General features: G+C 63.9%; 17 protein-coding genes and 1 pseudogene. 11 read left to right on the top strand and 7 right to left on the bottom strand.

Annotated features, from left to right (window positions below):
- Positions 1-164 precede the first annotated feature (164 nt).
- Positions 165-1,097: a LysR family transcriptional regulator gene (locus OGL93_RS16540; RefSeq protein WP_263263979.1), complete on the top strand. Its 933-nt coding sequence runs from the start codon at positions 165-167 to the stop codon at positions 1,095-1,097.
- A 28-nt stretch (positions 1,098-1,125) separates the two neighbouring features.
- On the opposite strand, the gene OGL93_RS16535 is transcribed toward OGL93_RS16540, so the two are convergent.
- Complete coding sequence (locus OGL93_RS16535; protein WP_263263892.1) at positions 1,126-1,455, bottom strand: DOPA 4,5-dioxygenase family protein; 330 nt, start codon at positions 1,453-1,455, stop codon at positions 1,126-1,128.
- A gap of 112 nt (positions 1,456-1,567) precedes the next feature.
- Positions 1,568-1,810 (bottom strand): hypothetical protein, encoded by a 243-nt coding sequence (locus tag OGL93_RS16530; protein ID WP_263263891.1) that lies wholly within the window; start codon positions 1,808-1,810, stop codon positions 1,568-1,570.
- 223 nt (positions 1,811-2,033) lie between these two features.
- On the opposite strand from OGL93_RS16530, the gene OGL93_RS16525 reads away from it, so the two are divergent.
- On the top strand, positions 2,034-2,789 hold the full coding sequence (locus tag OGL93_RS16525) for a YkgJ family cysteine cluster protein (protein WP_263263890.1): 756 nt from the start codon (positions 2,034-2,036) through the stop codon (positions 2,787-2,789).
- A 153-nt stretch (positions 2,790-2,942) separates the two neighbouring features.
- On the opposite strand, the gene OGL93_RS16520 is transcribed toward OGL93_RS16525, so the two are convergent.
- Complete coding sequence (locus OGL93_RS16520) at positions 2,943-5,087, bottom strand: TonB-dependent siderophore receptor (protein ID WP_263263978.1); 2,145 nt, start codon at positions 5,085-5,087, stop codon at positions 2,943-2,945.
- A 285-nt stretch (positions 5,088-5,372) separates the two neighbouring features.
- A complete protein-coding gene (locus tag OGL93_RS16515; RefSeq protein WP_263263889.1) occupies positions 5,373-6,029 on the bottom strand; it encodes a 2OG-Fe(II) oxygenase family protein in 657 nt (218 codons plus the stop codon).
- Positions 6,030-6,213: 184 nt separating this feature from the next.
- Between OGL93_RS16515 and OGL93_RS16510 the strand changes: the two genes are divergently transcribed.
- Positions 6,214-7,050 carry an aldo/keto reductase gene (locus OGL93_RS16510; RefSeq protein WP_263263888.1) on the top strand — a complete coding sequence of 279 codons (837 nt, stop codon included), beginning with the start codon at positions 6,214-6,216 and terminating at the stop codon, positions 7,048-7,050.
- Positions 7,051-7,059: 9 nt separating this feature from the next.
- On the opposite strand, the gene OGL93_RS16505 is transcribed toward OGL93_RS16510, so the two are convergent.
- Positions 7,060-7,902: a CAP domain-containing protein gene (locus tag OGL93_RS16505; RefSeq protein ID WP_263263977.1), complete on the bottom strand. Its 843-nt coding sequence runs from the start codon at positions 7,900-7,902 to the stop codon at positions 7,060-7,062.
- A gap of 142 nt (positions 7,903-8,044) precedes the next feature.
- Here OGL93_RS16505 and thpR point away from each other — a divergent pair, with 142 nt between their 5' ends.
- A complete protein-coding gene (gene thpR, locus OGL93_RS16500) occupies positions 8,045-8,587 on the top strand; it encodes an RNA 2',3'-cyclic phosphodiesterase (RefSeq protein WP_263263887.1) in 543 nt (180 codons plus the stop codon).
- A gap of 156 nt (positions 8,588-8,743) precedes the next feature.
- Positions 8,744-10,645, top strand: a pseudogene (gene estP, locus OGL93_RS16495) (esterase EstP); the annotation flags it as partial.
- 79 nt (positions 10,646-10,724) lie between these two features.
- Here estP and wecB read toward each other — a convergent pair.
- On the bottom strand, positions 10,725-11,852 hold the full coding sequence (gene wecB / locus OGL93_RS16490) for a UDP-N-acetylglucosamine 2-epimerase (non-hydrolyzing) (RefSeq protein ID WP_263263885.1): 1,128 nt from the start codon (positions 11,850-11,852) through the stop codon (positions 10,725-10,727).
- 25 nt (positions 11,853-11,877) lie between these two features.
- On the bottom strand, positions 11,878-13,071 hold the full coding sequence (locus OGL93_RS16485; RefSeq protein ID WP_263263884.1) for a glycosyltransferase family 4 protein: 1,194 nt from the start codon (positions 13,069-13,071) through the stop codon (positions 11,878-11,880).
- 149 nt (positions 13,072-13,220) lie between these two features.
- Between OGL93_RS16485 and wecC the strand changes: the two genes are divergently transcribed.
- The 6 genes from wecC (at position 13,221) to OGL93_RS16455 (ending at position 24,174) form a co-directional block, all read left to right on the top strand.
- Positions 13,221-14,513: a UDP-N-acetyl-D-mannosamine dehydrogenase gene (gene wecC, locus OGL93_RS16480; protein WP_346659654.1), complete on the top strand. Its 1,293-nt coding sequence runs from the start codon at positions 13,221-13,223 to the stop codon at positions 14,511-14,513.
- Positions 14,503-15,807, top strand: a complete 1,305-nt coding sequence (locus OGL93_RS16475; RefSeq protein ID WP_263263883.1) for a nucleotide sugar dehydrogenase — start codon at positions 14,503-14,505, stop codon at positions 15,805-15,807. The genes wecC and OGL93_RS16475 overlap by 11 nt, the downstream gene beginning before the upstream one ends.
- Positions 15,808-15,869: 62 nt before the next feature.
- Positions 15,870-17,027: a hypothetical protein gene (locus tag OGL93_RS16470; RefSeq protein ID WP_263263882.1), complete on the top strand. Its 1,158-nt coding sequence runs from the start codon at positions 15,870-15,872 to the stop codon at positions 17,025-17,027.
- Positions 17,024-18,760 (top strand): hypothetical protein, encoded by a 1,737-nt coding sequence (locus tag OGL93_RS16465; RefSeq protein WP_263263881.1) that lies wholly within the window; start codon positions 17,024-17,026, stop codon positions 18,758-18,760. Before OGL93_RS16470 ends, OGL93_RS16465 begins: the two co-directional genes overlap by 4 nt.
- 3 nt (positions 18,761-18,763) lie before the next feature.
- The gene (locus OGL93_RS16460; protein ID WP_263263880.1) at positions 18,764-19,951 is read left to right on the top strand and encodes a glycosyltransferase family 4 protein; all 1,188 of its coding nucleotides are present in this window, start codon (positions 18,764-18,766) and stop codon (positions 19,949-19,951) included.
- Positions 19,948-24,174: a glycosyltransferase gene (locus OGL93_RS16455; RefSeq protein WP_263263879.1), complete on the top strand. Its 4,227-nt coding sequence runs from the start codon at positions 19,948-19,950 to the stop codon at positions 24,172-24,174. Before OGL93_RS16460 ends, OGL93_RS16455 begins: the two co-directional genes overlap by 4 nt.
- Positions 24,175-24,176: the final 2 nt, after the last annotated feature.

Genomic DNA, 24,176 nt, shown 5'->3' with positions numbered 1-24,176 from the left:
CCAACGCGCCACCCTGGGCCCGCACACCGTGCCCGCCAAGTGGGCCGTCCAGGGTTTCGAACTTGCTGCATCGCTGCCTCGATCCACCTTTCTTATTGTTGGATGCGCCGTCCGTGAGCCATATTGCCCACATGCCCAGGCGCCTGGCCGGAGTGTACACCTCTGTGGAACTACGTCATTTACGCTATTTCATCGCCGTGGCCGAGGAGCGGCACATCACCCGCGCGGCGGCCCGCCTGAACATGCAGCAACCCCCGCTGAGCCAACAAATCCGGGCACTGGAGCAGGAGCTGGGGTTCGAATTGTTCCGGCGTCATCCCAAGGGCGTGGACCTCACCGCCGCCGGGCATCGGTACCTGGGCCAGGTTCGCGATATTCTCGCCCGGCTGCAGGCCGCTGCCGAGGAGGGCGCGCGGATAGCGGCGGGGCTAGAAGGCACGCTTTCAGTGTGCTTTACCAGCTCGGCCGCCGCGCATCCCCTGACCTCCCTGGCCATCCGCGCGTACCGTAAAGCCTACCCTGGGGTCAGCGTCAGGCTGGAAGAGGGCAGTGCCCAGGCGGTGACGGAACGAATGATCGAGCAGCAGGTGGATGTCGGTTTCCTGCGCGCCCCGGTGGCCGAGCATCCGGCCCTTGCCTTTCACCATCTGCTCGACGAACCCTTGCTGCTGGTGCTGCCGATCGACCATCCGCTGCTTGGGCATTCACCGGTAGACGAGGCTGGTATGCCGGCCATCGCCCTGGCCGACCTGGCACAGGCGCCGTTTATTTTGGTTCGGCGCCCCGGTGCGCCGGGCATGTACGCCGACTTACTCGACGCTTGCCGCCGCGCGGGTTTTGAAGCGAAGGTTGCGTTCGAGGTAGAGCGCATGCTCACCAACGTCAACCTCGTTGCTGCCGGGGAGGGCGTGTCGGTGGTGCCTGCCTCGATGCAAAACCTGTTGGCCGGCAGTGTGCGCTATTGCAGCTTGCGCGATGTGCAGCCCCCGCTGGTGGCGCCGCTGACGCTGGTGGCGCGGATGCACCAGGCCTCGCCGGCGGCCTGCCATTTCGTCGAACTGGCCAAGCGCTTGAGCCGCAACAGGATGGCGGGGTGAGCCACGTGAGGTGTGCCCCGCAGCAGGGTCAATCCGAGAGGACGGAAAGGTCCAGCGGCCGTACCGCGCCCATCCAGATGGCATGGTCGCGGTGGTCAGTGAGTTCATGCCCGGTGAGTGGATGGATGAACACCACCAACCCGCGGCGATTCAGCGCCAGCCACGGAACCAGCTCGCCGAACACACCCGGCTCGAACGCCAGTTGGCAACTCCAGTCCGGATGCGGCCCTACCGGCTGGCGATGGGTGCGGCCACGCTGCAGGGGGAATCGCCGCTCGGCGTCGTCGCATAGGGCTACAGCCTGATCCAGCGTGGTGGCGTCGTAGTAAATGTGGGCGTGATAGCAGTAGATCTGCATGGGTACCTCGCAAGCCGTGAGCAGCCACCCTCTCAGAGACCTGCCCAGGTTGCAATCCACCTCAGGCCAAAGGTAAGTGTCTCATTGACAGCCCCGGTGTGCGCCCGCCGCTTTACGCCAGCGTGAAAGCCTCGAGCGGAGCGTGCGAGCCCTTGCCTCGAAGTTCGTTGATGGCGTGCAGCAGGATCACCGCCAGCACCGTATCGTTGTGCCACTGCCGGTGCTCGAGGTTGCGCTGCACCTTGGCGGGCACCTGCGGATCTTCCAGCGTCAGCAGCACCTCGTCACCTCGGGTTTCCACTGAGTGCCTGAGGGGCGGATCCAGCCGTTCTAGCAACACGCGTAAATCTCTCATGGGTACCTCCGGCGCGCATCGGTTGGGGCTATGCCCGTTGCAGCATAGACCTTCCAGCAGCCGCAAGCCTCAATGTTTGCTGGCGATGACCTCCGAGAGCGCCATTTGGCGGCCGGGTGCATAGGTTGTATCAGCTGGCACACAAAGTGCTCTTAACACGTTATTCCCGCCCGTTTGCCGGATTTCCGGCGGGGGCTTATCTGGCCGAGAGGTTGGTGCACGCATGCGTTTTTCCTGTGTGGGTTGTGGCAAGTGCTGTAACGATCACCACGTTCCGCTGACCTTGAGCGAAGCCGTGCAATGGGCGGCGGACGGCGGCACCTTGATCGTGCTGACCGAGGGCTTTCTCGATAACGAGCGGCTGGGCCTGGACCCTGCGTTGCAGCATGCCCGCCGGCGTTCGCTGCGGGTGCCTTGCGGCAGCACCCATGCCTACGTGGCCATTACCTTTGCGGCTTACAACCAGGGGCCGTGCCGTAACCTGGACGAAAACCTGATGTGCCGCATCTACGAGCGGCGGCCACTGGTGTGCCGCATCTACCCGATGGAAATCAACCCGCACATTCCGCTGCGCGCCGAGCGCAAAGACTGCCCCCCGCAGGCTTGGGAGCAGGGCCCGCTGTTGATCCATGGTGGCAAGGCGGTCGATCCCGCGCTGGGCGAGCTGATCGAACGCTCTCGCCAGGCGGACCGCGACGACATCGCAGCCAAGGCGGCCATCTGCAAGCTGTTGGGCATCCGCACCATGGCGCTGAAGGGGGAAGGCTTCACCGCCTTCATGCCGAACATGCAGCACTTTCTCCAGGCAGCGGTGCGGGTAGGGGAATTGGACCTGGCGGCGGCTGCCGAGCAGCAGCCTTGGTCGCTGCACGCCCCGAGCGAGGCGTTGGTAGCGCAACTGGAAGAAACCGGCGCGCTGATCGCCGCCGCGCTGGAGCAACACAACCTGACCTACATTCCGTTGCGCCAGGCGTCCTGAGGGAAAGCGCGCCACCGCTGGGGGCCGGGCAACGCCTGGGAACATTCTCGGGTTCGCGCCGTTCCCGTGAGGCTTCGAGCAACCGTAGGCGCGAGGCGCTGGCGCATGCCAAGCATGGCGCCTACGGCTGGGGGAGTGGCTTCTGGGGCGTGATCAGAAGTCCACGGTGCCGGAGAACTTCACCAAACGCGGCTCGCCCTGGGTCAGGTAACCCCCGTTAGCCGAAGCCCAGTAGTTCTTGTCGGTGATGTTCTCCACGTTCACCCGCAAGGTCACGTCCTTCTGGTCCACCTTGAATTTGTAACGGGCACCGGTATCGAAGCGGTTCCAGGTAGGCAGGGTAAGGGTGTTCGCTGCGTTGGCATACTGGCCGCCGGTACGCAGCATCCGGGCATTCAGCGCGACCCCGTCCAGGCCTGGAACATCCCAGTCCACGCTGGCGTTCATTTGGAAGGTTGGTACGCCAATGGCATGGTTACCCTCGGTGGCATCGCTGCCGGTGTCCTCCATCTTCGTATCGATGCGGGTTGCGCCAGCCATCAGACGCAGGCCGTCGATGGGTTCACCGAATACGTTGAGCTCGATGCCTTTGTTGATTTGCTGGCCTTTAACTACGTAGACACCATTGTCGGCGTAGCCATCGGTGGGCTTTTCAATGCGGAAAGCACCTAAGGTGGCGCCATAGGTTTCCCAGTCAAACTTCACGCCAGCTTCGAGTTGCTTGGTGCGCCCGGGTGCGAATATCTCCCCGCCATTACTTAGGCCGATGTTTTCAGGAGCCGTCGGCCCCTGTGCCAGCCCTTCGATCCGGTTGGCATACAAAGACACATGGTCCCAAGGCTTGAACACAATGCCGTACACCGGGGTGGTGATCGCCTCATCGTAAAACGCGTTACGGCTACCGTCATAGGTTGGGTAGTTGACGCCAAAGAAGCTCATGCCATCGGTGTAGTACCCCTCCACCCGGAGCTGTTGGCGGCGTACGCCAGCAGTGACCAAAAGACGGTCATCGAAGAACCCCAAGGTATCCGCGATGGCAATGCTACGGTTCCGGGTTTTACCTGTTACGCCTGGATCATCGAGATCCCCACCGATGTAATAGCTGGACGTCGGGCTCGGCACCGCCGGGGTGTTGTAGATGTTCGTGCCGGTAGAGTTATAGAACACATACGCATTGCGCTGCTGAGTCCAGATAGTAGCTGCACCGATGTTAACTTGATGGCTAACCGGGCCGGTCTGGAACTTGCCATTGAGCCCACCCATGAAGCTGCTGTTGTCCTCTACATGGTTGACCTGCGAGCCGCCGATGGTGCCATCACCTGTGCTGCTGTCGGTTAGAGTTGGCGTGCCATATAACCCAGTTTCGTGGGTATGCCGGTAGCCGCCGGAAAGGTATGCGGTCCAGCTGTCGTTCAGGTCGTAGTCGCCGCGGATCATGCCGAAGGTATCTTCGGTTGAGGTGAAACTCCACGGTTGGCCATAGTTATGGTCGGAATCCGGCGCAGAAGGAATGCTGGTCAAGCCGGACCCAAGCATCACGGAGTTACGTGTGTGGTTAACCCGCTGCTTCTGATACCCAAAATCAGTCGAAACCCGGAACCGATCACCTCGGTAATCCAGCCCCGCCACGAACAGCTTGCTGCGTTGATCCTGGTCGTCGATGGCGGTTTCGCCTTCGCGCTGGCTCAGGTTCACCCGTGCACCGAAGCGGTTGTCCTCGCCGAAGTGCTGGCCGAGGTCCAGGTGCTCGCCAATCCGGCCATCCGTGGTGATGTCCTGGGTATAGCGGCGGGTCGGGGTGTCCCCGGCACGCTTGGACACCAAGTTGACCGCGCCACCCAGGCCAGTCCCGGTCGGGGATACGCCGTTAAGGAAGGAGTTCGGCCCCTTGAACACTTCAACGCGCTCCAGCGCGTCGGTGGACAGGATCTGCCGAGGCAGTACGCCGTAGAGGCCGTTGTAGGAGATGTCGTCGCCGTTAAGGGTCAAGCCGCGGATCACGAACACCTGCGAGTTGTTGCCGTAGCCGAAGGACTGGCGCACCGATGAATCGTTGAGCAGCACATCGCCCACGTCTTCAGCCTGCTGGTCCTCGATCAATTTCGAGGTGTAGCTGGTCATGGTGAAGGGCACGTCCATGATGTCCTTATTGCCCAGGATGCCCAACTGGCCGCCGCGCGCTACTTGGCCACCGGCGTATTCCGGGGGCAACGAGCTCTGGTCTTCGGCTTTTTGCGCGGTTACCGCGACGGTGCCGAGATCCACGGCGCTGTCGGCGGCTTGGGCGGCAATGCTCATCGAGCAGCAAAGGGCAAGGAGGGTAGGGCGGGACGGGAAGCGAACGGCCATCGGCGGATATCCTGCAACGATCAGGTCAAGTAACGGGGGCCTCCATGGCAATACGAATGAATCTCAGGCGTGAAATGCTATCAGCAGTCATCGCGAACCGTTATCACTTTTTTCAACTTTTTTTCACATTTGTGAACGGGGTTAAAGCGAACTCAAGCGCAGCGGCGAACGCACGGCGCGGCCGATGCACCACGGGCATGGAAAGGCCTGAGGCTGGGGCTGGCGTGGGGGCGATTACAGCCCGAAGTTAAAGGCGATGGATATCCGCGGCCGGGCGCCGGTAAAAGGCCGCACGCTGTGCAGCAGCCAAGATGGGAACATGACCAAGGTGCCGCTGCGCGCGGCCTCGGTAGTGGCGCAGCCGGCGGTCACGCATTCTTCGATGCGCATGCGCAGTTCTGGGCGATAGGCCGAAGCCACCAGCCCGCGTGGATCGAGGAATTCAAGGTCGCCGCCCACGCTGGGGTCTTCCCCGCGGCCGCCATCGTCCACCCAGTACACCGCGGACCAGAAAGCCCCCGCATGGCCGTGCACGCTGTTGCTGTCGCCGGCGCGGTTGATATTGGCCCAGGCGTTGAAGTGCCAGTCGAAGGTTGCATGCACCAAGGTGTTGTCCGCGGTATGCACGGCGGTCAGGCTGCGCGCCATGTCCTGGGCGAGTGCCAGCAATCGGGCGCCGGCCTCGCCGGACCAGGTGGCGAAGTCCGCGGCGGACTGCCAGCCACCCTGATTGCTGTGCTGAACGCCGCGAGCACGGGCTTCTTCGGCGAAGATTGCCGCGCTCAACGCCTGGTTCAGGGCTTCGAAGTCCGGCAACTGGTAGCTCACCAAGGGCGTGGGGAACAGCTTGCGGATTTTCAGGTTGCTTTCGTCGAACGCGTGCTGGGTCATCTAGGGGCCGCCGTACCGCAAGGAAGCTCGAGTGGCTTTTATTCTGGTTACAAAGTTGGGCTTGTGCAACCGGGCGTTTATGGTCACGCAGAGGGGAAATGCCGAACCTGACGCCGGTTGGCGCTGTCGTTAACCCATGGCGTCGGGCTTTACCCGGCATGAAAAGCGCTTTACAGGAGCCGACATGAGCAAGTCTGTCCCCTATATCACCCTCAACGACGACAAAATGATGCCCCAGCTTGGGCTGGGCGTGTGGAAAGCATCCGAGGCCCAGGCCCGAGAAGCCGTGCGCCATGCCTTCGAAACGGGCTACCGTTCCATCGACACCGCGGCCGCCTACAACAACGAGCGCGGTGTGGGGGAGGGGTTGAAGGATGCTGCGCTACCTCGCGAGTCGTATTTTGTGACCACCAAGGTGTGGAACGCCGACCAAGGCGCGCAGGCCGCGCACGAAGCGGCATTGCGCAGCCTCGAACAACTGGGCCTGGATTACGTCGACCTGTTGTTGATCCACTGGCCGTTGCCGGACAAAAACCTTTATGTGAAGACGTGGAAGGCGCTGATCGCCTTGAAGGAGGAAGGGCGCGCCTTGTCCATCGGGGTGTCCAATTTCAACCCCGTTCACCTTCAGCGCCTGATCGACGAAACCGGCGTGACTCCAGCGGTGAACCAGATAGAAACGCACCCTTATTTCCAGCGCGCGGACCTGCGTGAGGTGCACCGCAAGTTGGGCATCCACACCGAAGCCTGGAGCCCGCTGGCCCAAGGCAAAGTCACCGAAGACCCGGCCCTGCGGGCAATCGCGGACAAGTACGGCAAAACCCCGGCACAGGTGGTGTTGCGCTGGCACTTGGACAACGGCGTGATTGTGATTCCCAAGTCGGTCACCCCTGAGCGGATCACCAGCAACTTTGCGGTGTTCGATTTCGCCTTGAGCGATGAGGATCGCGCTCGCATCGATGCGCTGGACCGCAACGAGCGCCTCGGGCCAGACCCGGAAACCTTCAATTTGGACACCTGATCGCCAGGCTCAAGGTGCGCCGAACAGCGCCGTCCAGTAGATACCGGCATCGCTTTTAGGGTCGGTGGCGTAGGCGGCGCCCAGGGTTTGCAGGCTCGGGTTCATCAGGTTAGCGCAGTGCCCAGGGCTCGCCAGCCAGCCCTGGACGACCTTCGCGGCGCTGTCCTGGCCGGCGGCGATGTTCTCGCCCACCGTGCCGCCGGTAAAACCTGCCAGTTCGGCGCGGTCGCCGGGCAGGGCGCCAGTACGGTCGGCGTGGTCGAAGTAATTGTTGTTGGCCATGTCTCGGCTGTGCCCTTCGGCGGCCGTAGCCAGGGCCATGTCCCAACTCAGTGGCGCAGCCGCGGCGAAGGGCTGGGCGCCACACTGGCGTGCTTGCGCGCGGGCCTGGTTGATCTGTTCAAGCAGCTTGCGGCCCTCCGCCTCGGCGCTGCCCAGCCGCGCGGTAAGCAGCGGACGCGCTAGCACGATGCGCCAGTCGCGGCCCTCTTGGCGCACGCCAACGTCCACGAACTGCGGGTCTAGCACTACCTGGCAGTAAGCGCTGGTCACAGCCGCCAAGGCGGCGGGTGCGTCGCGCGGGCCCGACAGGCTGATCGCCCGGGCCGTGACCATCGGGTAGCCGGCGCTGGCCAGCGCGGCGTTCAGGTCGCCGCTGCCTTGCACGGATAATTGCAGGCGCGTGTCTGGCGCTAGCGGCGGCAGCGCCAAGGACGCCTGTTCGCCACATCGTTGTGGCTGCCCGCGGTAATTATTGAGTGCATCCACCAACTGGCGCTCCTCCCCCGCCATTGCCGTGCAAGCCAGTACCCATCCCAGCCCGAGCGCCGCCGCGCGCCAACCGTTCGCCATCACACCCATCACGCCGCTCCCTTAACAAGACCGCCTCATCATGCGTGAAACCTGCGGCCGGGCCCAGCCTACACCCGCACAGCGAACGACCTACACGTGGAGTCATCTATGCTTTGGACGTAGCCGCAAGCGGAGCGCCTCGATGATCAGTTACCTGCGTGACCCAGGCGAGCCCTTCAAACGGCTGTTTTTCGCCCTGGCCTGCCCGCCTGAGCAACGCCGTGCCATTTCTCGCTGGCGCAGCACCCTGGACCTGGGCAATGGCCGCCGGGTGCCGGCGGAGAATTTCCACCTTACGCTGCTGTTCCTCGGCGAAGTGGGGCTGGCGCACCTGCCCGCGCTGCTGGCCGCCGCAGCCAGCGTAACGCCGCCGGGCGAGCACCTGCGCGTGCCCCTGGACCGCCTCGATGCGTGGCGCCGCTCGGGGGTACTGTTGCTCGCCCCTGAGGAACCCCCACCGCCGTTGCTGCGGCTGGCGTACAACCTGCAACAAGCGGTGCAGCCGCTGGGGCTGCTGCCCGAGCACACTGATTACCGCCCCCACCTGACGCTGGCCCGGGACTACCGCGCCGAGGTACCTGAAGCAGGCAGCCCGCCGGAATTCCAGCTCACCGCCAGCCACTTCACCTTGTTCGAGTCCCGTAAGGGGCAGTACCTGCCCCTGCAGGAGTGGCCTTTGGCCTAATCTCTCCCTGAGCGAATAGTGTCAAAGCCTGTCTCTTAAATATCCGTTTACATTTCACTGTGCCGGTTTTACCCTCATTTGGGTGTAATCCAAGGCAATCAGTACTATCGTCCTATCTAGTAACAATAAAAATACAAGGACGATACATATGAAAAAAAAACCGCACTCGCTTTGGCCATTTCCCTTGGCCTTACCCTGATCACGGCACCAGCTTTGGCGGGGCCTTCCCCCTATTCAACGATGATCGTCTTTGGCGACAGCCTCGCCGATGCGGGGCAGTTCCCTGACGTGGGTGGGCCCTTGGGGGCTACCTTGCGCTTCACCAACCGCGAAGGGCCGACCTACCAGAACGGCAGCGGAGAGATCTATGGGGCCGTGTCATCGACGCTGCTTGGCGGCCGCCTGGGGCTTGGTTCCGATGCACTTGCCCCCTCAACTTCACCAGTAAACCAGGCCATCGGGCTGGGGGACGGCAACAACTGGGCCGTAGGGGGTTACCGTACAGATGAGATATACGATTCGATCACCGGCACCTCGGTGGTGGGCGCGGGTGGGGTAGTGTATCGGAGCCGCCCCGGTTATCTGGCCAATGGCAATCGCGCCGACCCAAAAGCGCTGTACTACCTCACCGGTGGGGGCAACGATTTTCTTCAAGGTCAGGTGACCTCGGCGGCCTCCGCCAGCCGCGCTGCCGGCCAGTTGGCCCAGAGCGCGCTGGCGCTGCAGCAGGCCGGCGCGCGGTACATCATGGTATGGCTGTTGCCAGACCTCGGCCTTACCCCCTTGCTCTACGGCACCGCCAACCAGGCAGGGGTGTCGGCCCTGGCCAACGTGTTCAACCAGACGCTGATCGCCCAACTGCAGCAGATCGACGCCGAAATCATCCCTTTGAACGTGCCCCGGTTGCTCGCTGAAGTGGTCGCCGACCCTGGCCGCTACGGCCTGGCAACCGATCAGAACCTGCTAGGCACCTGTTTCAATGGCAATGGCTGCACGGCGAACGCGGCCTACGGCCTCGCTAGCGGCACGCCGGACCCTACCAAGCTGCTGTTCAACGACAGCGTGCACCCCACCAGCACCGGGCAGAAGCTGATCGCCGACTATGGCTACTCGATTCTGTCGGCGCCGTGGGAGCTGACCCTGCTGCCAGAAATGGCCCACGGCGCGGTACGCAGCCACCAAGACGCCCTGCGCAACCAGTGGCAGCAGGCCTGGCAACCGGTGGGGCAGTGGCAGGCCATGGTAGATACCGGCGGCCAACAGTTGACCTTCGACAACCAGCACGGCGGCGCCAAGGGCGATGGCACCGGCTACGCGCTGACCGTTGGTGGCAGTTACCGGCTGTCTAACGCCTGGCGGGTCGGCGTTGCTGGCGGCTATTACAACCAGCAGTTGGAAGCGGGCGTGGCCGATTCCGACTACAGCCTGGACAGCTACCTGGCCACCGCCTTTGCTCAGTTCCAACAGGGCCGGGTATGGGGAGACCTGGCCGCGACCGCGGGCAAGCTGGACTATGACAACCTCAAGCGCAAATTCGACCTGGGCGTAGGCCAGCGCAGCGAAAAGGGCGACAGCGATGGTGACCTCTGGGCGCTCAGCGGCCGCCTGGGCTATGAGTTGACCCGCGGCGATAGCGCCTGGCGAGTGTCGCCGTTTATCAGCGCCGACTACGCCAGCGTGAAAGTCGATGGTTACTCCGAGCAGAGCCTGCGCGCCACTGCGCTGGACATCGGCGATCAGCGCCGCGACTCCAAGCGCCTCGGGATCGGCCTCAAGGCCAGCCGTAGCCTGAGCAATGCGACCTCGCTGTTCGGAGAACTGGCCCACGAACGCGAGTTCAACGACGACGCCCAGAACCTGGACCTGGCGCTGCGCAGCTTGCCCGCTAATAGCTTCACGCTGCAGGGCTATAGCGCGCAACGGAACCTAGACCGGGCCAGCCTAGGCCTGCGCCATCAGCTCAGCCCGGGCCTGGCGCTGAACGCTGCCTACAACTGGCGGCGCAGCGACGCCAGCCAGCAGCAGGGGGTGAACCTGGCGCTTAGCCTGGACTTCTGATCTTCTCCATCACCCGCCTGGCAGGGGCCCGCTCAATGGGCGCTGCCAGTGCCGGGTGATTGAGCGCTGCTTTTGGCTTTCAGCCTGGCTCGCCAGTGCGCTGACGTGTTTCGAAATAGCGAGCCAGCACGTCGACGATCCGCCCCGCGCTTCGGCCGTCGCCGTATGGAAGTACGGCATGCGCCATTGCCGCATGGAGTGCGGGATCGTCCAGCAGGCGTTGGGTGTCGGCAATTATGCTGGCCGGGGCTGTGCCGGTGAGGCGTGCCACGCCGAGCTCGATGGCTTCCGGGCGTTCGGTCTTTTCTCGCAGCACCAGCACCGGTACACCACACGCGGGAGCTTCCTCCTGAATACCGCCGGAGTCGCTGATCACCAGATACGCCCGCCTCATGACCGCCACGAACAGCCGGTAGTCCAATGGATCGCACAAAGAGACGTTGGCCAAGCGGCCGAGCAGCGGATAGACCAGGTCGCGCACGCCAGGGTTAGGGTGCACAGGAAAGATGATCTGGATGCCAGGGTTGCGCTCGGCGAGGCAAATCAATGCCTGGCAAATCTGGTAGAGCACATCACCCAGGTTCTCTCGGCGGTGCAGGGTGACCAAGATGATTCGCTTGCCCCGCGCATCGCTCAGTGCATCCGGCAGCTCTATGGCCGGTGTTTCGAGCACCGCGTCGATGCCAGTATTGCCGGTCAGGGTGATAGCCGAGGCTGGTACGCCTTCGCGAAGCAAATTATTCACGGCCGCCTGGGTGGGCGCGAAATGCCACGTGGCCAGCCGAGTGGCGATCACCCGGTTGGCTTCTTCGGGAAACGGGTTCGCGGTATCGAAGGTGCGTAAGCCGGCCTCGATATGGCCGAAAGGGATGTGCAAATAAAAGCAAGCAAGCGCCGCGCACATCACAGTGGTGGTGTCGCCTTGGGCCAGCACGACCCGCGGGCGTTCAGCACGCAACATTTGATCGAGGGCTTCCAGCAAGCGAGCGGTCAAGCTGGCCAGGGATTGCCCGCGCTGCATCAGAGCAAGATCGATATCCGGCTCGATGCCCAGTATTCCCAGCGTTTGGTCCAGCATTTCGCGATGCTGGCCTGTCACCAGCACCCTGCAACCGAGGCCGTCGGCCTGGCGCAGCGCGCGGATCACCGGTGACATTTTTATAGCTTCCGGGCGTGTGCCTACAACACACAGTACTTTATCGCTCATGCGGGCTATCCGTTTCCTGGGTTGTTCACGGCTGAGCTGGGCCACCCGGTACTGCCACCCCGATGATGTCCCCTGCCATGCGGCGCATGATGGCGCGGCGATCAAAAGCTCGGCTAAACGCTGAAGTGTCGGTGCGCGTCAAATCGAGGTGCCGCAGGGCAGCGACCGCTTGTTCGGCGTCGTTAGGCGGGAAAATCGCCGCGTTCACGCCGCTTTCTAGGATAAAGCGCCGTGCCCAGCCAGCCGTCCCCGCCCACAAGGGTTTACCCGTGGCGATGTATTCGAACAGCTTGGACGGCAGCACGAAGTTGCAGCTGCGCCACTGCGCCAGATGCAGAAACAGCACATCAGCGCTTTGATAGATCGCTGGCAACTGGTCTCGCGGTACAGGCGAAAAAATTTCGACGTTCCTGGCCCCACTGCGCTTTAGCGCTTCACGCAATGCCTCGAGGCGGTTGCCATCGCCATAGAGGCGCAGGCGCACTGTGCTCCCAAGCCGCTCGGCGAGCGGTGGGATGATGTGGTGAAGCGCCTGTGCCGCGCCTATATTGCCGGCGTACACGACTTCCACGGGCTTGTGGTTGCCGCGTGGTCGCCTGGGCGCGGAAGCAGGCAGACGAAAAAGATCATCCACCCCATTGCTATGGAACGAAAACGCCTGTTCGGGATAACGATGCCGGAAGTGTTCGGCAAAGCCACCGGAATTCAGATTTACCTTGGCGGCTGTCTTGAGTGGGTAGTCCTCGATGCGCTCCAACAACCAGCGCAAGGGTTTACGCAACGGCCGGGCGACCAGCTCCGGCAGGTTTTGAGAAAAGATATCCCGGATGTCCAGGTACAAAGGCACGCCTTGGCCGCGAGCGATGCTTGCGCCTAGCGCTGCGGTCATGATGCGCGAGGACGTTGCGACGACCAGATCGTACTTGCGATGCCGCGCGGCTGCCCGGGCGGCGAGTGCATAGCGCCCGGCAGCCAGTGCCTGTGCCAGCAGGCCGCCGCGATAGCGAGGCAGTTCGACGCGCTGAATGTGGTGGCGCTCGCCATATTCGTGAGCGGGCGCAGGTGAGATGAACGAGCGGTAGCGGTTGGGGCACGCGGTCAGGATATCGAGCCGCACATGGTCGTTGGACGCCAACAAGGCGTTGGCCAGCGCCTCCGAGCGGAATGAGCCGGCACCCAGGTCAGGTGGATAGTGAAACGATAAAAAAAGGATGTTCACGCCTTCCCCTGAAATCCACTGCCTTGAATTCAGAGGATAGGTGATAGACAGGGCTGGAGCCATCGGTCGCGCCATCCTGGTATCGCGTCTATAGTCCAAGCAAGCCGCTGCGTTCTAGTCAGCGTTTTTAAGCTCTGGAACTCGAATGGATGCACATGCAGGTAACCATCATTGGGCTGGGCTATGTTGGCCTGCCGTTGGCAGCCGTTTTAGCGACGCGCGGATTTCGAGTCAGGGGGGTGGATACCGATGCTGGCGTGGTCCGGCGTATCAATGAATGCGCCACCCGTTGTACCGAGCCGCACCTCGATGGCTTGTTGCGGGCCGTGGTGGCCGACGGCCTGTTAGCCGCCAGTCAAACCGTGGAGCCCAGTGACCTCTACGTCATTGCCGTACCTACCCCGTTGGACGCCCAGCGCGCGGCGGACCTCACGGCGATACGCCAGGCCTGTAGCGCCCTGGCGCCGGTGCTCAAACCCGGGGACGTGGTGATTCTCGAGTCCACATCGCCGGTTGGCACGACCGAGCAACTGGCGTGCTGGCTGGCCCAGGGCCGCACGGACCTCAGTTTTCCGCATGCCCAAGGGGACGCCGCGGATGTGCGCATCGCCTATTGCCCGGAGCGTGTCTTGCCGGGTAACGCGCTGGCCGAGCTGATCAGCAACGACCGCGTCATCGGTGGGCTAACAACGCACTGCGCCAGCGCTGCCGCTGCCTTTTATCGAAGTTTTATAACCGGTGAATGCGTGACCACGGACAGCCGTACCGCGGAAGCCTGCAAGCTAGCGGAGAACAGTTTTCGCGACCTCAACCTTGCCTTCGCCAACGAGCTGTCAATGATCTGCGACCGGTTGGGGGTCGATACCCCGGAGTTGATCCGCCTTGCCAACCGCCACCCCCGGGTGTCGATCCTTCAGCCTGGCGCTGGGGTCGGCGGCCATTGCATAGCGGTCGATCCCTGGTTCCTGGTACAGGCCGCGCCAGACCTTGCACAACTCACGCGGCAGGCGCGGCAGGTGAACGATGCCAAGCCGGCGTGGGTGATCGACAGGGTAGAGGCGGCTGTGGCGCAGTTGGCCCTGGCCGGCCTGGCGGCCCCGACAATCGCCTGCCTGGGCCTTGCCTTCAAGGCGGGCAGCGATGACCTGCGGGAAAGCCCCGCGCTGGCGATCGCCTTGGCGTTGGCGCGCCGCTTCGTTGGAAGGGTCAGGGCGGTGGAGCCGCACCTGCAAGCCTTGCCTTCTTCGATAGCGGCGGAGCTGCCCCTGGTGGACCTCGCGATGGCAGGCGCTTGCGATCTACTGGTGTTGCTGGTCCCGCACCGGCAGTTTTTCGAGGCCTCGCTGCCCTTGAGGGTGGGGCAACGGGTAGTGGACGTGTGTGGCAGTGCTGGGTGCCATCCCAGCAATGCCGCCCTGGCAGGAAACGCGCATGAAAACTGAATTTCTCGACCGTCTGGGCGATCGGTTGGCGGTCATCGGCGTCATCGGCCTGGGCTACGTGGGCTTGCCACTGGCGCTGCGCTTCGCCCAGGCCGGCTTTAAGGTCGTGGGCCTGGATACCGATCAGGCGCGGGTGGATAGCCTGAACAGAGGCTGCAGCTACATTGGCCACATTTCGGACGCGCAAGTGCAGGCCGCGTTGGAGCAGAGCCTGCGCGCCACGGTTGATTTTTCTCGGGTGGCCGAACTGGACGCGGTGATCATCTGCGTGCCAACGCCCCTGACGGCGTTCCGGGAGCCCGACCTGAGCCATGTATTGGGTGCGCTGGAGGCGTGCCTGCCCTACCTGCGCGCGGGCCAGCTGATATCCCTGGAAAGCACCACCTACCCCGGCACCACCGAAGAGCGGTTGCTGCCGCGGATCGCCAGCACCGGGCTGACGCCAGGGCGGGATGTATTCGTAGCTTACTCGCCCGAACGCGCAGACCCTGGCAACGAGGCCTTCGCCACCCGCGCCATACCCAAGCTCTGTGCCGGCGTCACGCCTGCGTGCCGTGACGTGGGTGTGGCCTTGTACGCTAGCGTGATCGACCGTGTTGTGCCGATGTCGAGCACTCGGGCGGCGGAAATGACCAAGCTTCTGGAGAACATTCACCGGGCAGTCAACATCGGGCTGGTGAACGAGATGAAAGTCATCGCCGACAAAATGGATATCGATATCCATGAGGTGATTCGTGCCGCCGCCACCAAACCGTTCGGTTTCGTACCTTATTACCCGGGCCCCGGCTTGGGCGGGCACTGCATCCCCGTGGACCCGTTCTACCTGACCTGGAAGGCACGTGAATTCGGCGTTCACACTCGCTTCGTGGAGCTTGCCGGCGAGGTCAATGCGGCCATGCCGCACTACGTGATAGACAAGCTCAGCGGTGCATTGAACGCTCGACAAAAAGCCATGAATGGTAGCCGCATACTGATGATCGGCCTTGCCTATAAGAAAAACATCGACGACCTGCGGGAATCCCCGGCGCTGCTGATCATGGGACGATTGAACGACTTGGGCGCCTCGATCGAGTACAGCGACCCCTATGTGCCGACGCTCGCTGCAAGCCCCGCCCAGGGGCGCCACCTGCACTCGTTGGCGCTCGACGCCAGCACGCTCGCCGGTTTCGATTGTGTGATGATCGTCACCGACCATGACAGCATCGACTACCTGTTGATCGAACAGCATGCGCAGCTGATCGTTGACTGCCGAGGGCGTTATCGTCAAAAAACAACGCACATCGTTCAAGCATGACGCGGGCTGGGCATGCTGTTCCAGAACCTGGCTCCGCTGCGGCCCGCACCGCTGGAGGCGCTTTGACCGAAGGTGTTTTGCGCCGCGTGTGCAAGCGCGTGGCCAGGCTGCTGGGCAAGGGAAAAAAGCGCCTCGCTCCGCGTGGCCCGGTTTACATGTTCCTGCCTATCAACGGCGCTGGCCTGGGCCACCTCACCCGCTGCCTGGCCATTGCCCGGCAATTGCGGCAGCGCCAACCCGAGGCGCAAGTGATCTTCGTGACCACCAGCATCGCGGTACCGATCGTGCAGCGCTTCGGCTTCATCTGCCATCACATCAGCCCGTTCAGCCTCTGCGGGCTGGACTCTCGCGAGTGGAACCGGCTGTTGGGCGACACTATCGAGGTACTGATGCGGCTGTACCGCCCCAGCGTGTTCGTGTTCGACGGTAGCGCGCCCTACGCCGGCTTGCGCCGGCTGATTCGCCGACACCGTGCCGTGCGGTTCGCCTGGGTACGTCGCCAGGGCTACAAACCCTGCGTCGACCCCACGCAGCTTGCCAGGCAAGAGGTGCTGTTCGAGCGGGTGTTGCTGCCGAGCGAGCCGTTCGAGGAGCAACGCCGGCAGCCTGATGCCCGTGTGTGCACCCTCGCGCCGGTGCTGCTGCTTGAGCGCGGCGAGTGCCTGAACCGGGAGGAAGCGGCGCTCAGGCTTGGCGTGGGCGCAGCGCTGCGTGCGGGTAAACGGTTCGTCTATGTGCAGCTGGGGGCCGGGAACATCAACGAAACGGGCGAGTTGCTCGAGCACGTGGTGGCCGTGCTGGAGCAACGTGGCTATGCAGTGGTCATCGGTGCCTCGCCGATTGCCTTGGCGGTCCAGGCGCCCGTAGGCGCGGCGCTGTGTATCAGCGACTACCCCAACAGCCGTTATTTTCCCCTATTCGACTTCGCGGTCTTGGCGGCGGGCTACAACTCGGTCTGCGAGGCTGTGGGTATGGGCCTGCCGGCAATCTTCGTGCCTAACCCCGCGACCCTGGCCGACGACCAGTTGGCACGGGCGCGGGCAACGCTGCCGTTGGGGCCTTATGTAGTGATGGAGGCCGCGGGCTCGTTCGAGGCCTCGCTCCACCGCCTGTTAAGCCGGATTGCCCAGCCGCTGCCGCCAGCTGAAAAGTTTGATGGCGCCGCGCAGGCCGCCGAATGCCTGGCAGCCATGGCCGTGCCTGGCGAGGGCAAACGATGAGCCTCGGTTCAGTGATCTCCTGGCTGTACAGCCTGAGCTGCAAGTTCTTTGCCGTGGCTACCCTGCCCACGTTGTTGGGAGCGTTTTGCGCGGTGGCGAGCCAGGTGCTGATGGCGGTCGCGGCGTTCCTGCCGTTGAAGGCGCTCACGCTGGCGGTGAAAGATACCCGGTCTGTGCAGTTATGGTATGGCCATGCCATTGAGGGCCGTATGGCCATCATGCTGCTGTGCCTGGCGGCGTTCGCCTGCTATGGCTTGCATCTGCTCTGCAAGCGTCAACTGGAGCGCTGCGTGATCGAGGGCGCGCGCACCTCTATGTGGCATGCGCACAAGCTTGCTCTGTTCGAAAAGCAGGACAGCATCGCCGAAACCGGTTACCGGCGGTTTTCGCTGGGGTTGGCCAGCCTTGTCATTTCGCTGATGTGCCTTGCTGCGCTGGCTTGGTCCCACCGCCCATTGTTATGGGGCATGCTGGGCTTCACCCTGGTGGTGTTGCTTGTTGCCCTGCCGCTTGCTTTGCGGTCCACCAGGGCCAGGCGGCTGCTGGACAGCCGCCTTGAGCAGGTTCTCGAAGCCGTTGCCGGGTTGGGGCTGGTGTGCAGTTTCAGCTACCTGATCGTGCAGTTCATCGACAGCGGCGAGGCGGTGATGGTCGGGGTAGGCAGTCTCATCGTGGTGCGGCAGTATTTTCGCAACCTCACCGCGCTGCTGCGTGCTGCCGTAGAGCTATACCGCAAAAGGCTTCAGCTCACCGCATTGTTCTTCGATCACCAGGTGCTGATAGAGGAGCGTGACTCAGAAGATTTCTGGCACCAGTTCGAGCCTGCCCAGCGCCGGGCCTGGGTAGATGACGCGGTCCGGCGCTTGCTGGGTGCCCGCTGCGTAGTGGGGGCGATCCGTTGGGTACCTTCAGGGGCTATCGACCTGGTGGCCCTGGAGGTTGAGGCCACGTTCGATAACCGATCGCAGCAGTTGTGCCTTCGCTTATTCAACAGCACCCGTGCGAGCCAGGCCAGGCATGAAGCCGCCTTGTTGACCGAGGGTGTAGAGCTGCCGCGCTCGGGTTTTCTCGGCGCGCTGCAGGCCCGCGGTGGGTTTCACTGCCATGTGTTCGATGTTTCAGGTTTCCAGCAGGTTGACGGCAAGCCGCTGGCCGCTTGCATGGCCTCCCTTAGGGGGCAGCTGTTGTGCCTGGCGCCACCGGCCGGGCTGGTGCTCACCTATGGCCGATCCAAGTCGTACTTATGGCAGCGCCTGGCTCCGGAAATGGCGGTCCGCTTGCGCCGGGTGTTAGGGCCGGGCTACCACGATGCTCAGCTGCGGGTGTTCGAGGCTCAGCTCGAGCACATCGTCGGGCAGTTGCGCCGGCTGCCATTGGCGCTCGCCCAGCCGGGCATGGGCAAGGGCAATGTGTACCGCAACGCCGAGGGGCAGGCGTCGCTGTGCGCCTGGGATTATTGGGTGCTGGAGACCGTGGGCTACGGCTGGCCAGCGGACACCGACGAACAGCTCGATCAGTTGGCCGCGGCCTTGACCGAAGCGGTAAGGCAACGGCCGGACCTCTCACGCAAAGCCATCCCGCACGCACGCATGTGCGCGTTGTTGGCCGCGTTCGAACAGCGCTACCTGCGCCAGGATTACAGCGCCGCGCTGCAACTGCTGGCCCGAGCGGTCGATCAGTTCGAGTGCCGACAGTACGCCGAGGGCTTGCCCGAGGGCCAAATAGGGAGATGACTGATGGCAACCATCGCGATGTTTGTGTGGAACGACTTTCGCCATGATGCCCGGGTGCTCAAGGAGGCACAGACGTTGGCCGGGGCGGGGCATGAGGTGACGGTGCACGCATTGCTTGCGCCCGGGCACACACCGGCCGAGCAAACCATGCACGACGGGGTGAAAGTGCGGCGGCTGCCTCGCTCGCCCTTGGGCGGTAAGGCGTCCGCCAGCCGGTCAGGCGGGGTAGGGATGGCCTGGAAGATCGCCACCCGGCTGCTGACCCACCTGCGCTTCTGCTGGCGCCTGGCGCGTCAGGGGGCCGATGTGATCCATGCCCACGATGTGAACGTATTGCCTACCGCCTGGCTTGCGGCGCGGCTCAGCGGGGCCCGTATCGTCTATGACGCTCATGAAATAAGCACCAGCCGCGAAGGCTATGGCAGCCTTCGCCGGCTTGTGGGTGCCCTTGAGCACAGCCTGTTCTCCCGTATGGACGGCACCATTACCACTACCAATGCCCGCGCCAAGTTCTTCGCCCGGGCCTACAACGTGCAACGGCCGGTGGTGTTGCAAAATCGCCCGCGCCGGTCCGCGGTGCCGCCCACGGATCGCCTGCGTGACGAATTGTCTCTGCCGCAACGCTGGCCAATTATTCTGTATCAAGGCGGGCTACAGCAGGGCCGTGGGCTGGAAGGCTTGATCGGCGCCATGGCCACGGTGCCCCGCGCTTATCTGGTGTTGATCGGCGGCGGGCAGCTCGGGCCGCGCCTACGGCAGTTGGCGAAAGATCCCGCGCTTGAACGTCGGGTGTTTATCGTGCCCACGGTGCCCCTGGCGCAGTTGCCGAGCTACAGCGCGGCGGCGGACATCGGCGTTCAGCCCATCGTTAACACGTGCCTCAATCACGCCACCACTGACTCCAACAAGCTGTTCGAATACATCATGGCCGGCTTGCCGGTGGTCGCCACCGACCTGCGCGAAATCCGAGCCGTGGTACAGGGCTATCGAGTGGGCGAATTGGTGCCTTCGGGCGATACCGCGCAGCTCGCCCATACTTTGCGCCGGCTGGTCGAAGCCCCCGCATTGCGCGAAACGTATCGGCGCAACGCGTGCCGGGCCCGGGCCGAACTTCACTGGGAGAGCCAGGAAAGCCGCTTGCTGGGCCTGTATGCGGCGTTGCTTGGGGCACCTGTGGCATGCCCGCGATGAGCCGCTGGCGCAGGCAGCTGCGGCGCTGGCTTCCGTTGCAGCTGTGGCGGTTGGCCGCCCGGCTGTTTCGCGCCATGGGCCATCACGCGCTGGCCGCCCGCGCCTATGCCGTGGTCGCGGATCGCCAACCACTCAGCGCGGCGAGCCAACATGACCTGGGCACGGCCCTGGCGACAGTTAAACGCTATGAGCCAGCGGCGCGAGCCTTTCGCCGCGCGCTGGCGCTCGAGCCCGACTCTGGCCGTAGCCACCGGGCGCTGGGCCGGACGCACCGGGCGCTAGGGCAGAGCATCGAAGCCGCGCAGGCGTTCATTCGGGCTGCGCAGTTACTGCCCGATAATGCCGAGCTTGCCTGCGAACTTGGCACCGCCCTGGCGTTGCTTGGGCGTCACCAGGAAGCGGTGGAAGCTTTCCAGGCCGCTGCGCGGTTGGCGCCAACGAACCCTAAATACCAGCGAGCGCTAGGCCGGGCATACGGCGCCGCTGGCCAGCATGTTGAGGCGGCCGCTGCCTTGGAGCAGGGTGGCAGCGAACGAGCCGAACGAGCCCGGGCCCATTTTTTCCTCGGCCGGCAATGGCTTGCCCGCGGCGAGCCGGCCAGGGCGGTTGAGCCCTTGCAGCGTTCCCTTGCGCTGCTGCCCGGTCATGCTGACAGCGCGTTTGCCCTGCACGCCTGCCTCGAGGCGCTGCACTGGCGCCTGCCTACCAGCCCGGGCGACAACCCGCCTGCGCCCCCGGTCGATAGCCTTTCTCTGCTAGGGGACTGGCGCGGGGCCCTGACGACCTGCACCGAGGAATGGACGTGCCTGTTCAGCCACCAGCCGCCCGCGCCCCTCGTGGTCGAAGCCCTTTATCGCCGGGCGGAGCACGGCATTGGCCTGGTGACGGACAGCGTTACCCCTGGTGGCCCGCTGCTTGGTCGAACATCGCTACTGCAAGCTTGCCTGGCCACTTTGCCCGCAGACCTGGACGGCCCAGCCCTGGAGCAGTGGCTAAAGAGCCGGCTGGTGCATCGCACGCTGCAACCGGCGCCCTCAGCCCCCCTTGCAGCGCCGATAGCTACCGAAGGCGACGCTTGGATCATGCATGCTCAGGCGGAACCAGACGCTATTGCCCAGGCGTTGGCGGCCTGCTATCGAACTCTCGGTTTCAAAACACGGCTTGTGGCCTTGGCGGATTTACCGCCCACCCCGGACGCGCTGCGTGAATCCGCCCTGCGGCACATGCCCTTGCTGGTGCATGACCTCAGCGCACAGCCCAGTGGCATCGGCGCGGCGCTGCGCGGCTTGCGGGTAACACTGCTTCACGAGGCGGGCGAGTTGGGGTTGGGCTTGGGCTGCCTAACCGCCGGCGAGCAGGCAGAACGCGGGGCCATCCATTACGCCCGGCTCAAGCCCGACGACCCGAACGCGCTTCGGGCCCTGGCGCGTGCTGCCCGCTACCGTGTTGGCTGCGTACTCGGCGGCGGTATCGGCAACATGGTGCAATGCTCGCCGGCCATCCGCCGGCTCTCAGAGGCCCTCGGGCAACCCGTGGACGTGCTGCTGCAGGAAGATTTTCCTGGCTGTGCCTGGTTGTTCAGCGGCGCTCCGTGGGTGGCGACGGTATTCTCCCGCGCCGCGGATGCCGAGGCCGTGCACTTCGATTTGCTGGTGATCCTGGACGCGTTCACCCAGCAGATGCCCACATTCATTGCGGATCGGTTGGCTGTGCCGCGGTTGCTGCTGCCGCCTTCGAAGATGCAGCGGCTGCATGAAACAGAGTTCTACCTCAAAGGGCTGCGGGAAACGCTGGGGGTGCCTTACCAGGCACGTGACCTGGGCGCCTACTTCGTTGGGAGCTACACCCGGTTGCCGGGTGCCTCGAGACGCATTGGCCTGCACGCGGGCTGTAAGGCCGGGCGCTGGCGTGCAAAGCGCTGGCCTTATTTCGAAGCACTGGCGCAACGGCTCGCCGCGGCGGGCATGGAAGTGCTGTGCTTCGGCGGCGCCGGGGAAGCCGTGCCTGGCGCTGAGGATCGAACCGGCCTAACGTTGGCGGACACTATCGAGCAGATCGCCGCCTGCACGTACTTCATTTCCAACGACAGCGGCCTGATGCATGTGGCCGATGCCCTGGGTGTACCCCTGATGGCGATTTTCGGCCCCTCGTCGGTGATCAAGAACGGCCCGTTGGCACCCACCAGTGACGTGGTCAAGCTGGCCAAGGCGTGCTCGCCCTGCCAGTTCGACAGCGCCCGCCTAAGCCGCTGCAAATGTATTGGGGAAATTTCGCTTGAGCAGGTGTGGAACGCGGTGCTTGGGCACCTGCGGCGCCTGCCAGGAAGCGCCAGCCTCGCCTCGCAACTGCAGGCCAGCGCTGGAACCGCGACGTTTGTCCGCTTTCAACCCACGCTATCCACGCACGAACGCCTGCGTGCTCTGGCCCATGCCACCGACCCCATCGATGAGCTGTTGGCAGCGTTCGCCCAGCGGCGTTATTCGTCACGCCTGATGGAGCGGTTAATCGAGGCTGGCGCCTGGCATGAAGCCCGTGCCCTGCTTGGCGGGCCTGCCGGCTCGATCACGGAGCTGCTTGAGCTGGGGCAGGGAGAATTCGACCATGTGCTGCATTTCAGCTGGCTGCTAGGCGCGCAGGAAGAGCTGGTCAATACCATGGCGCCCGCAGTGGGCCGGCTCGTGAGGGCATACCCGAACAGCGTATTGCCGCTATGTGATTGTGCCGCCACTGTCCTCGGGCCCGTGCAATTGGACGCATTGCTGCTCGAGTGCCTGCCACCGCTCGTTGCCGGCTATAAGGCCAAGCCCGTGCTGGGGTTGATTCAGGCAGCCTGCCAATACGCCTCCGCAGCGACCTTGGCCAGCCTGCTGATGGCGCTCGACCGATCGGAACACTTCGAGCTATTGCGCAGCGTCCCGGTCGCCAGGCTTGTCGGCGAAGCGTTGCTCGGCGTACACGCCTCATTCACCTTGCCCCGCTGTGGCAGAACCGATGCGGACTATCGGCCCTATGCCGCGCCTGAGGGCTTGATCGAGCAAGCGCTGTTGAATCATGACCGGCCGATGTTCGTTGCGCAGGTCAATGCCTTCCTTGCCGAAGGCAGAGGCGCTAACAACCTAAGCAAAGTGCTGCGAACCTACACCCAGCACACGGCGCGGCTTCACCTCGCGGCAGGGGACATCCACTACAGCCTTAGCGACTCGGACCAGGACAACCTGCGCCTGGCGCTCATCCTGCACGACACGGCCATGGTGGAGCGCAGCGTGGGCCAGTTCGCCGCCGGTGACATGGCCACGATGCTGTGGCGAGCACGCCACCATGACTATGCACCGCTCAATACCGCGCTCGCTCATTGGTTAGCCGATGTGGGTGCCGTGCCTATCACGTTCGAAGGACGCAACCGCTTGGAGGTCTTCCGAGCCGGCCTGGCAATACCGAGCTTGCCCGCCGCGGTGGACCACGGGTTGGTGTCTGTCATCCTCTGCGTGCACGATCCAGAGCCTGAGCTGCTGCAGCTGGCGGTGGCGTCGGTGCTGGGGCAGACCTACCGCAACCTGGAATTGATCCTGGTCGACGACGGCAACGAGGCGGCCGTTACCGAGCAAATTGCCGCCTTTGCCGGCCCGCGGGTGCGCGTTGTGCGCAACCCTCGCAACAGTGGGGTCTACTTTTCCCGGAACCTGGGTGTCGCCGCGGCGACGGGCGCCTTCGTGGCCTTCCATGACGCCGATGACATCGCTCATCCCCAGCGCCTGGACGTGCAGGTGACTGCGCTGCTGGAGATGCCCGGTTGCCAGCTGTGCTTTGCCAGCCACATCCGTTTCGACGCCTCTGGCGGCCTGCAGTGGGAGGTGAATCCCGATCGGCTCAACATACTTGGCGATGGGCCGGTCACCGCCTTGATGCGCCGGCATACCCTTCAGGTCGTAGGCCCATTCGCGGACGTTCGCTCACGGGGCGATATCGAAATGCGCCAGCGTGTCGCGAAGTGCTTTGGCGAACAGGCCATTCGCTACCTGACGGCGCCCCTGATGTATTGCTCAGGCGGCGCCAGTACCCTTTCCACGCGCACGGTGATGCGTTACCCGCAACAGCTGCGGCTGCTGCGGCGCAGCTTCAACCTGCGCCTGTGGCCGCCTGTTCTGGACGGTGCGCTGGCACAGCCTCCGCTGGGCCGCCTCGCCGTGCCTTATCCGCTGCGCAGCAGTACGCCGCAGGGGTAGCG

This window comes from Pseudomonas sp. RIT-PI-S (assembly GCF_025642975.1).
Taxonomy (GTDB): Bacteria; Pseudomonadota; Gammaproteobacteria; order Pseudomonadales; family Pseudomonadaceae; genus Aquipseudomonas.
This window is presented reverse-complemented; position numbering and strand designations above follow the sequence as displayed.

Coding starts and splice junctions, on each gene's coding strand:
- wecB (WP_263263885.1), bottom strand. CDS start 11,852: ATGAGCGATAAAGTACTGTGTGTTGTAGGCACACGCCCGGAAGCTATA.
- OGL93_RS16505 (WP_263263977.1), bottom strand. CDS start 7,902: ATGGCGAACGGTTGGCGCGCGGCGGCGCTCGGGCTGGGATGGGTACTG.
- OGL93_RS16475 (WP_263263883.1), top strand. CDS start 14,503: ATGAAAACTGAATTTCTCGACCGTCTGGGCGATCGGTTGGCGGTCATC.
- OGL93_RS16520 (WP_263263978.1), bottom strand. CDS start 5,087: ATGAGCATTGCCGCCCAAGCCGCCGACAGCGCCGTGGATCTCGGCACC.
- OGL93_RS16535 (WP_263263892.1), bottom strand. CDS start 1,455: ATGCAGATCTACTGCTATCACGCCCACATTTACTACGACGCCACCACG.
- OGL93_RS16455 (WP_263263879.1), top strand. CDS start 19,948: ATGAGCCGCTGGCGCAGGCAGCTGCGGCGCTGGCTTCCGTTGCAGCTG.
- OGL93_RS16510 (WP_263263888.1), top strand. CDS start 6,214: ATGAGCAAGTCTGTCCCCTATATCACCCTCAACGACGACAAAATGATG.
- OGL93_RS16515 (WP_263263889.1), bottom strand. CDS start 6,029: ATGACCCAGCACGCGTTCGACGAAAGCAACCTGAAAATCCGCAAGCTG.
- OGL93_RS16460 (WP_263263880.1), top strand. CDS start 18,764: ATGGCAACCATCGCGATGTTTGTGTGGAACGACTTTCGCCATGATGCC.
- wecC (WP_346659654.1), top strand. CDS start 13,221: ATGCACATGCAGGTAACCATCATTGGGCTGGGCTATGTTGGCCTGCCG.
- OGL93_RS16530 (WP_263263891.1), bottom strand. CDS start 1,810: ATGAGAGATTTACGCGTGTTGCTAGAACGGCTGGATCCGCCCCTCAGG.
- thpR (WP_263263887.1), top strand. CDS start 8,045: ATGATCAGTTACCTGCGTGACCCAGGCGAGCCCTTCAAACGGCTGTTT.
- OGL93_RS16525 (WP_263263890.1), top strand. CDS start 2,034: ATGCGTTTTTCCTGTGTGGGTTGTGGCAAGTGCTGTAACGATCACCAC.
- OGL93_RS16465 (WP_263263881.1), top strand. CDS start 17,024: ATGAGCCTCGGTTCAGTGATCTCCTGGCTGTACAGCCTGAGCTGCAAG.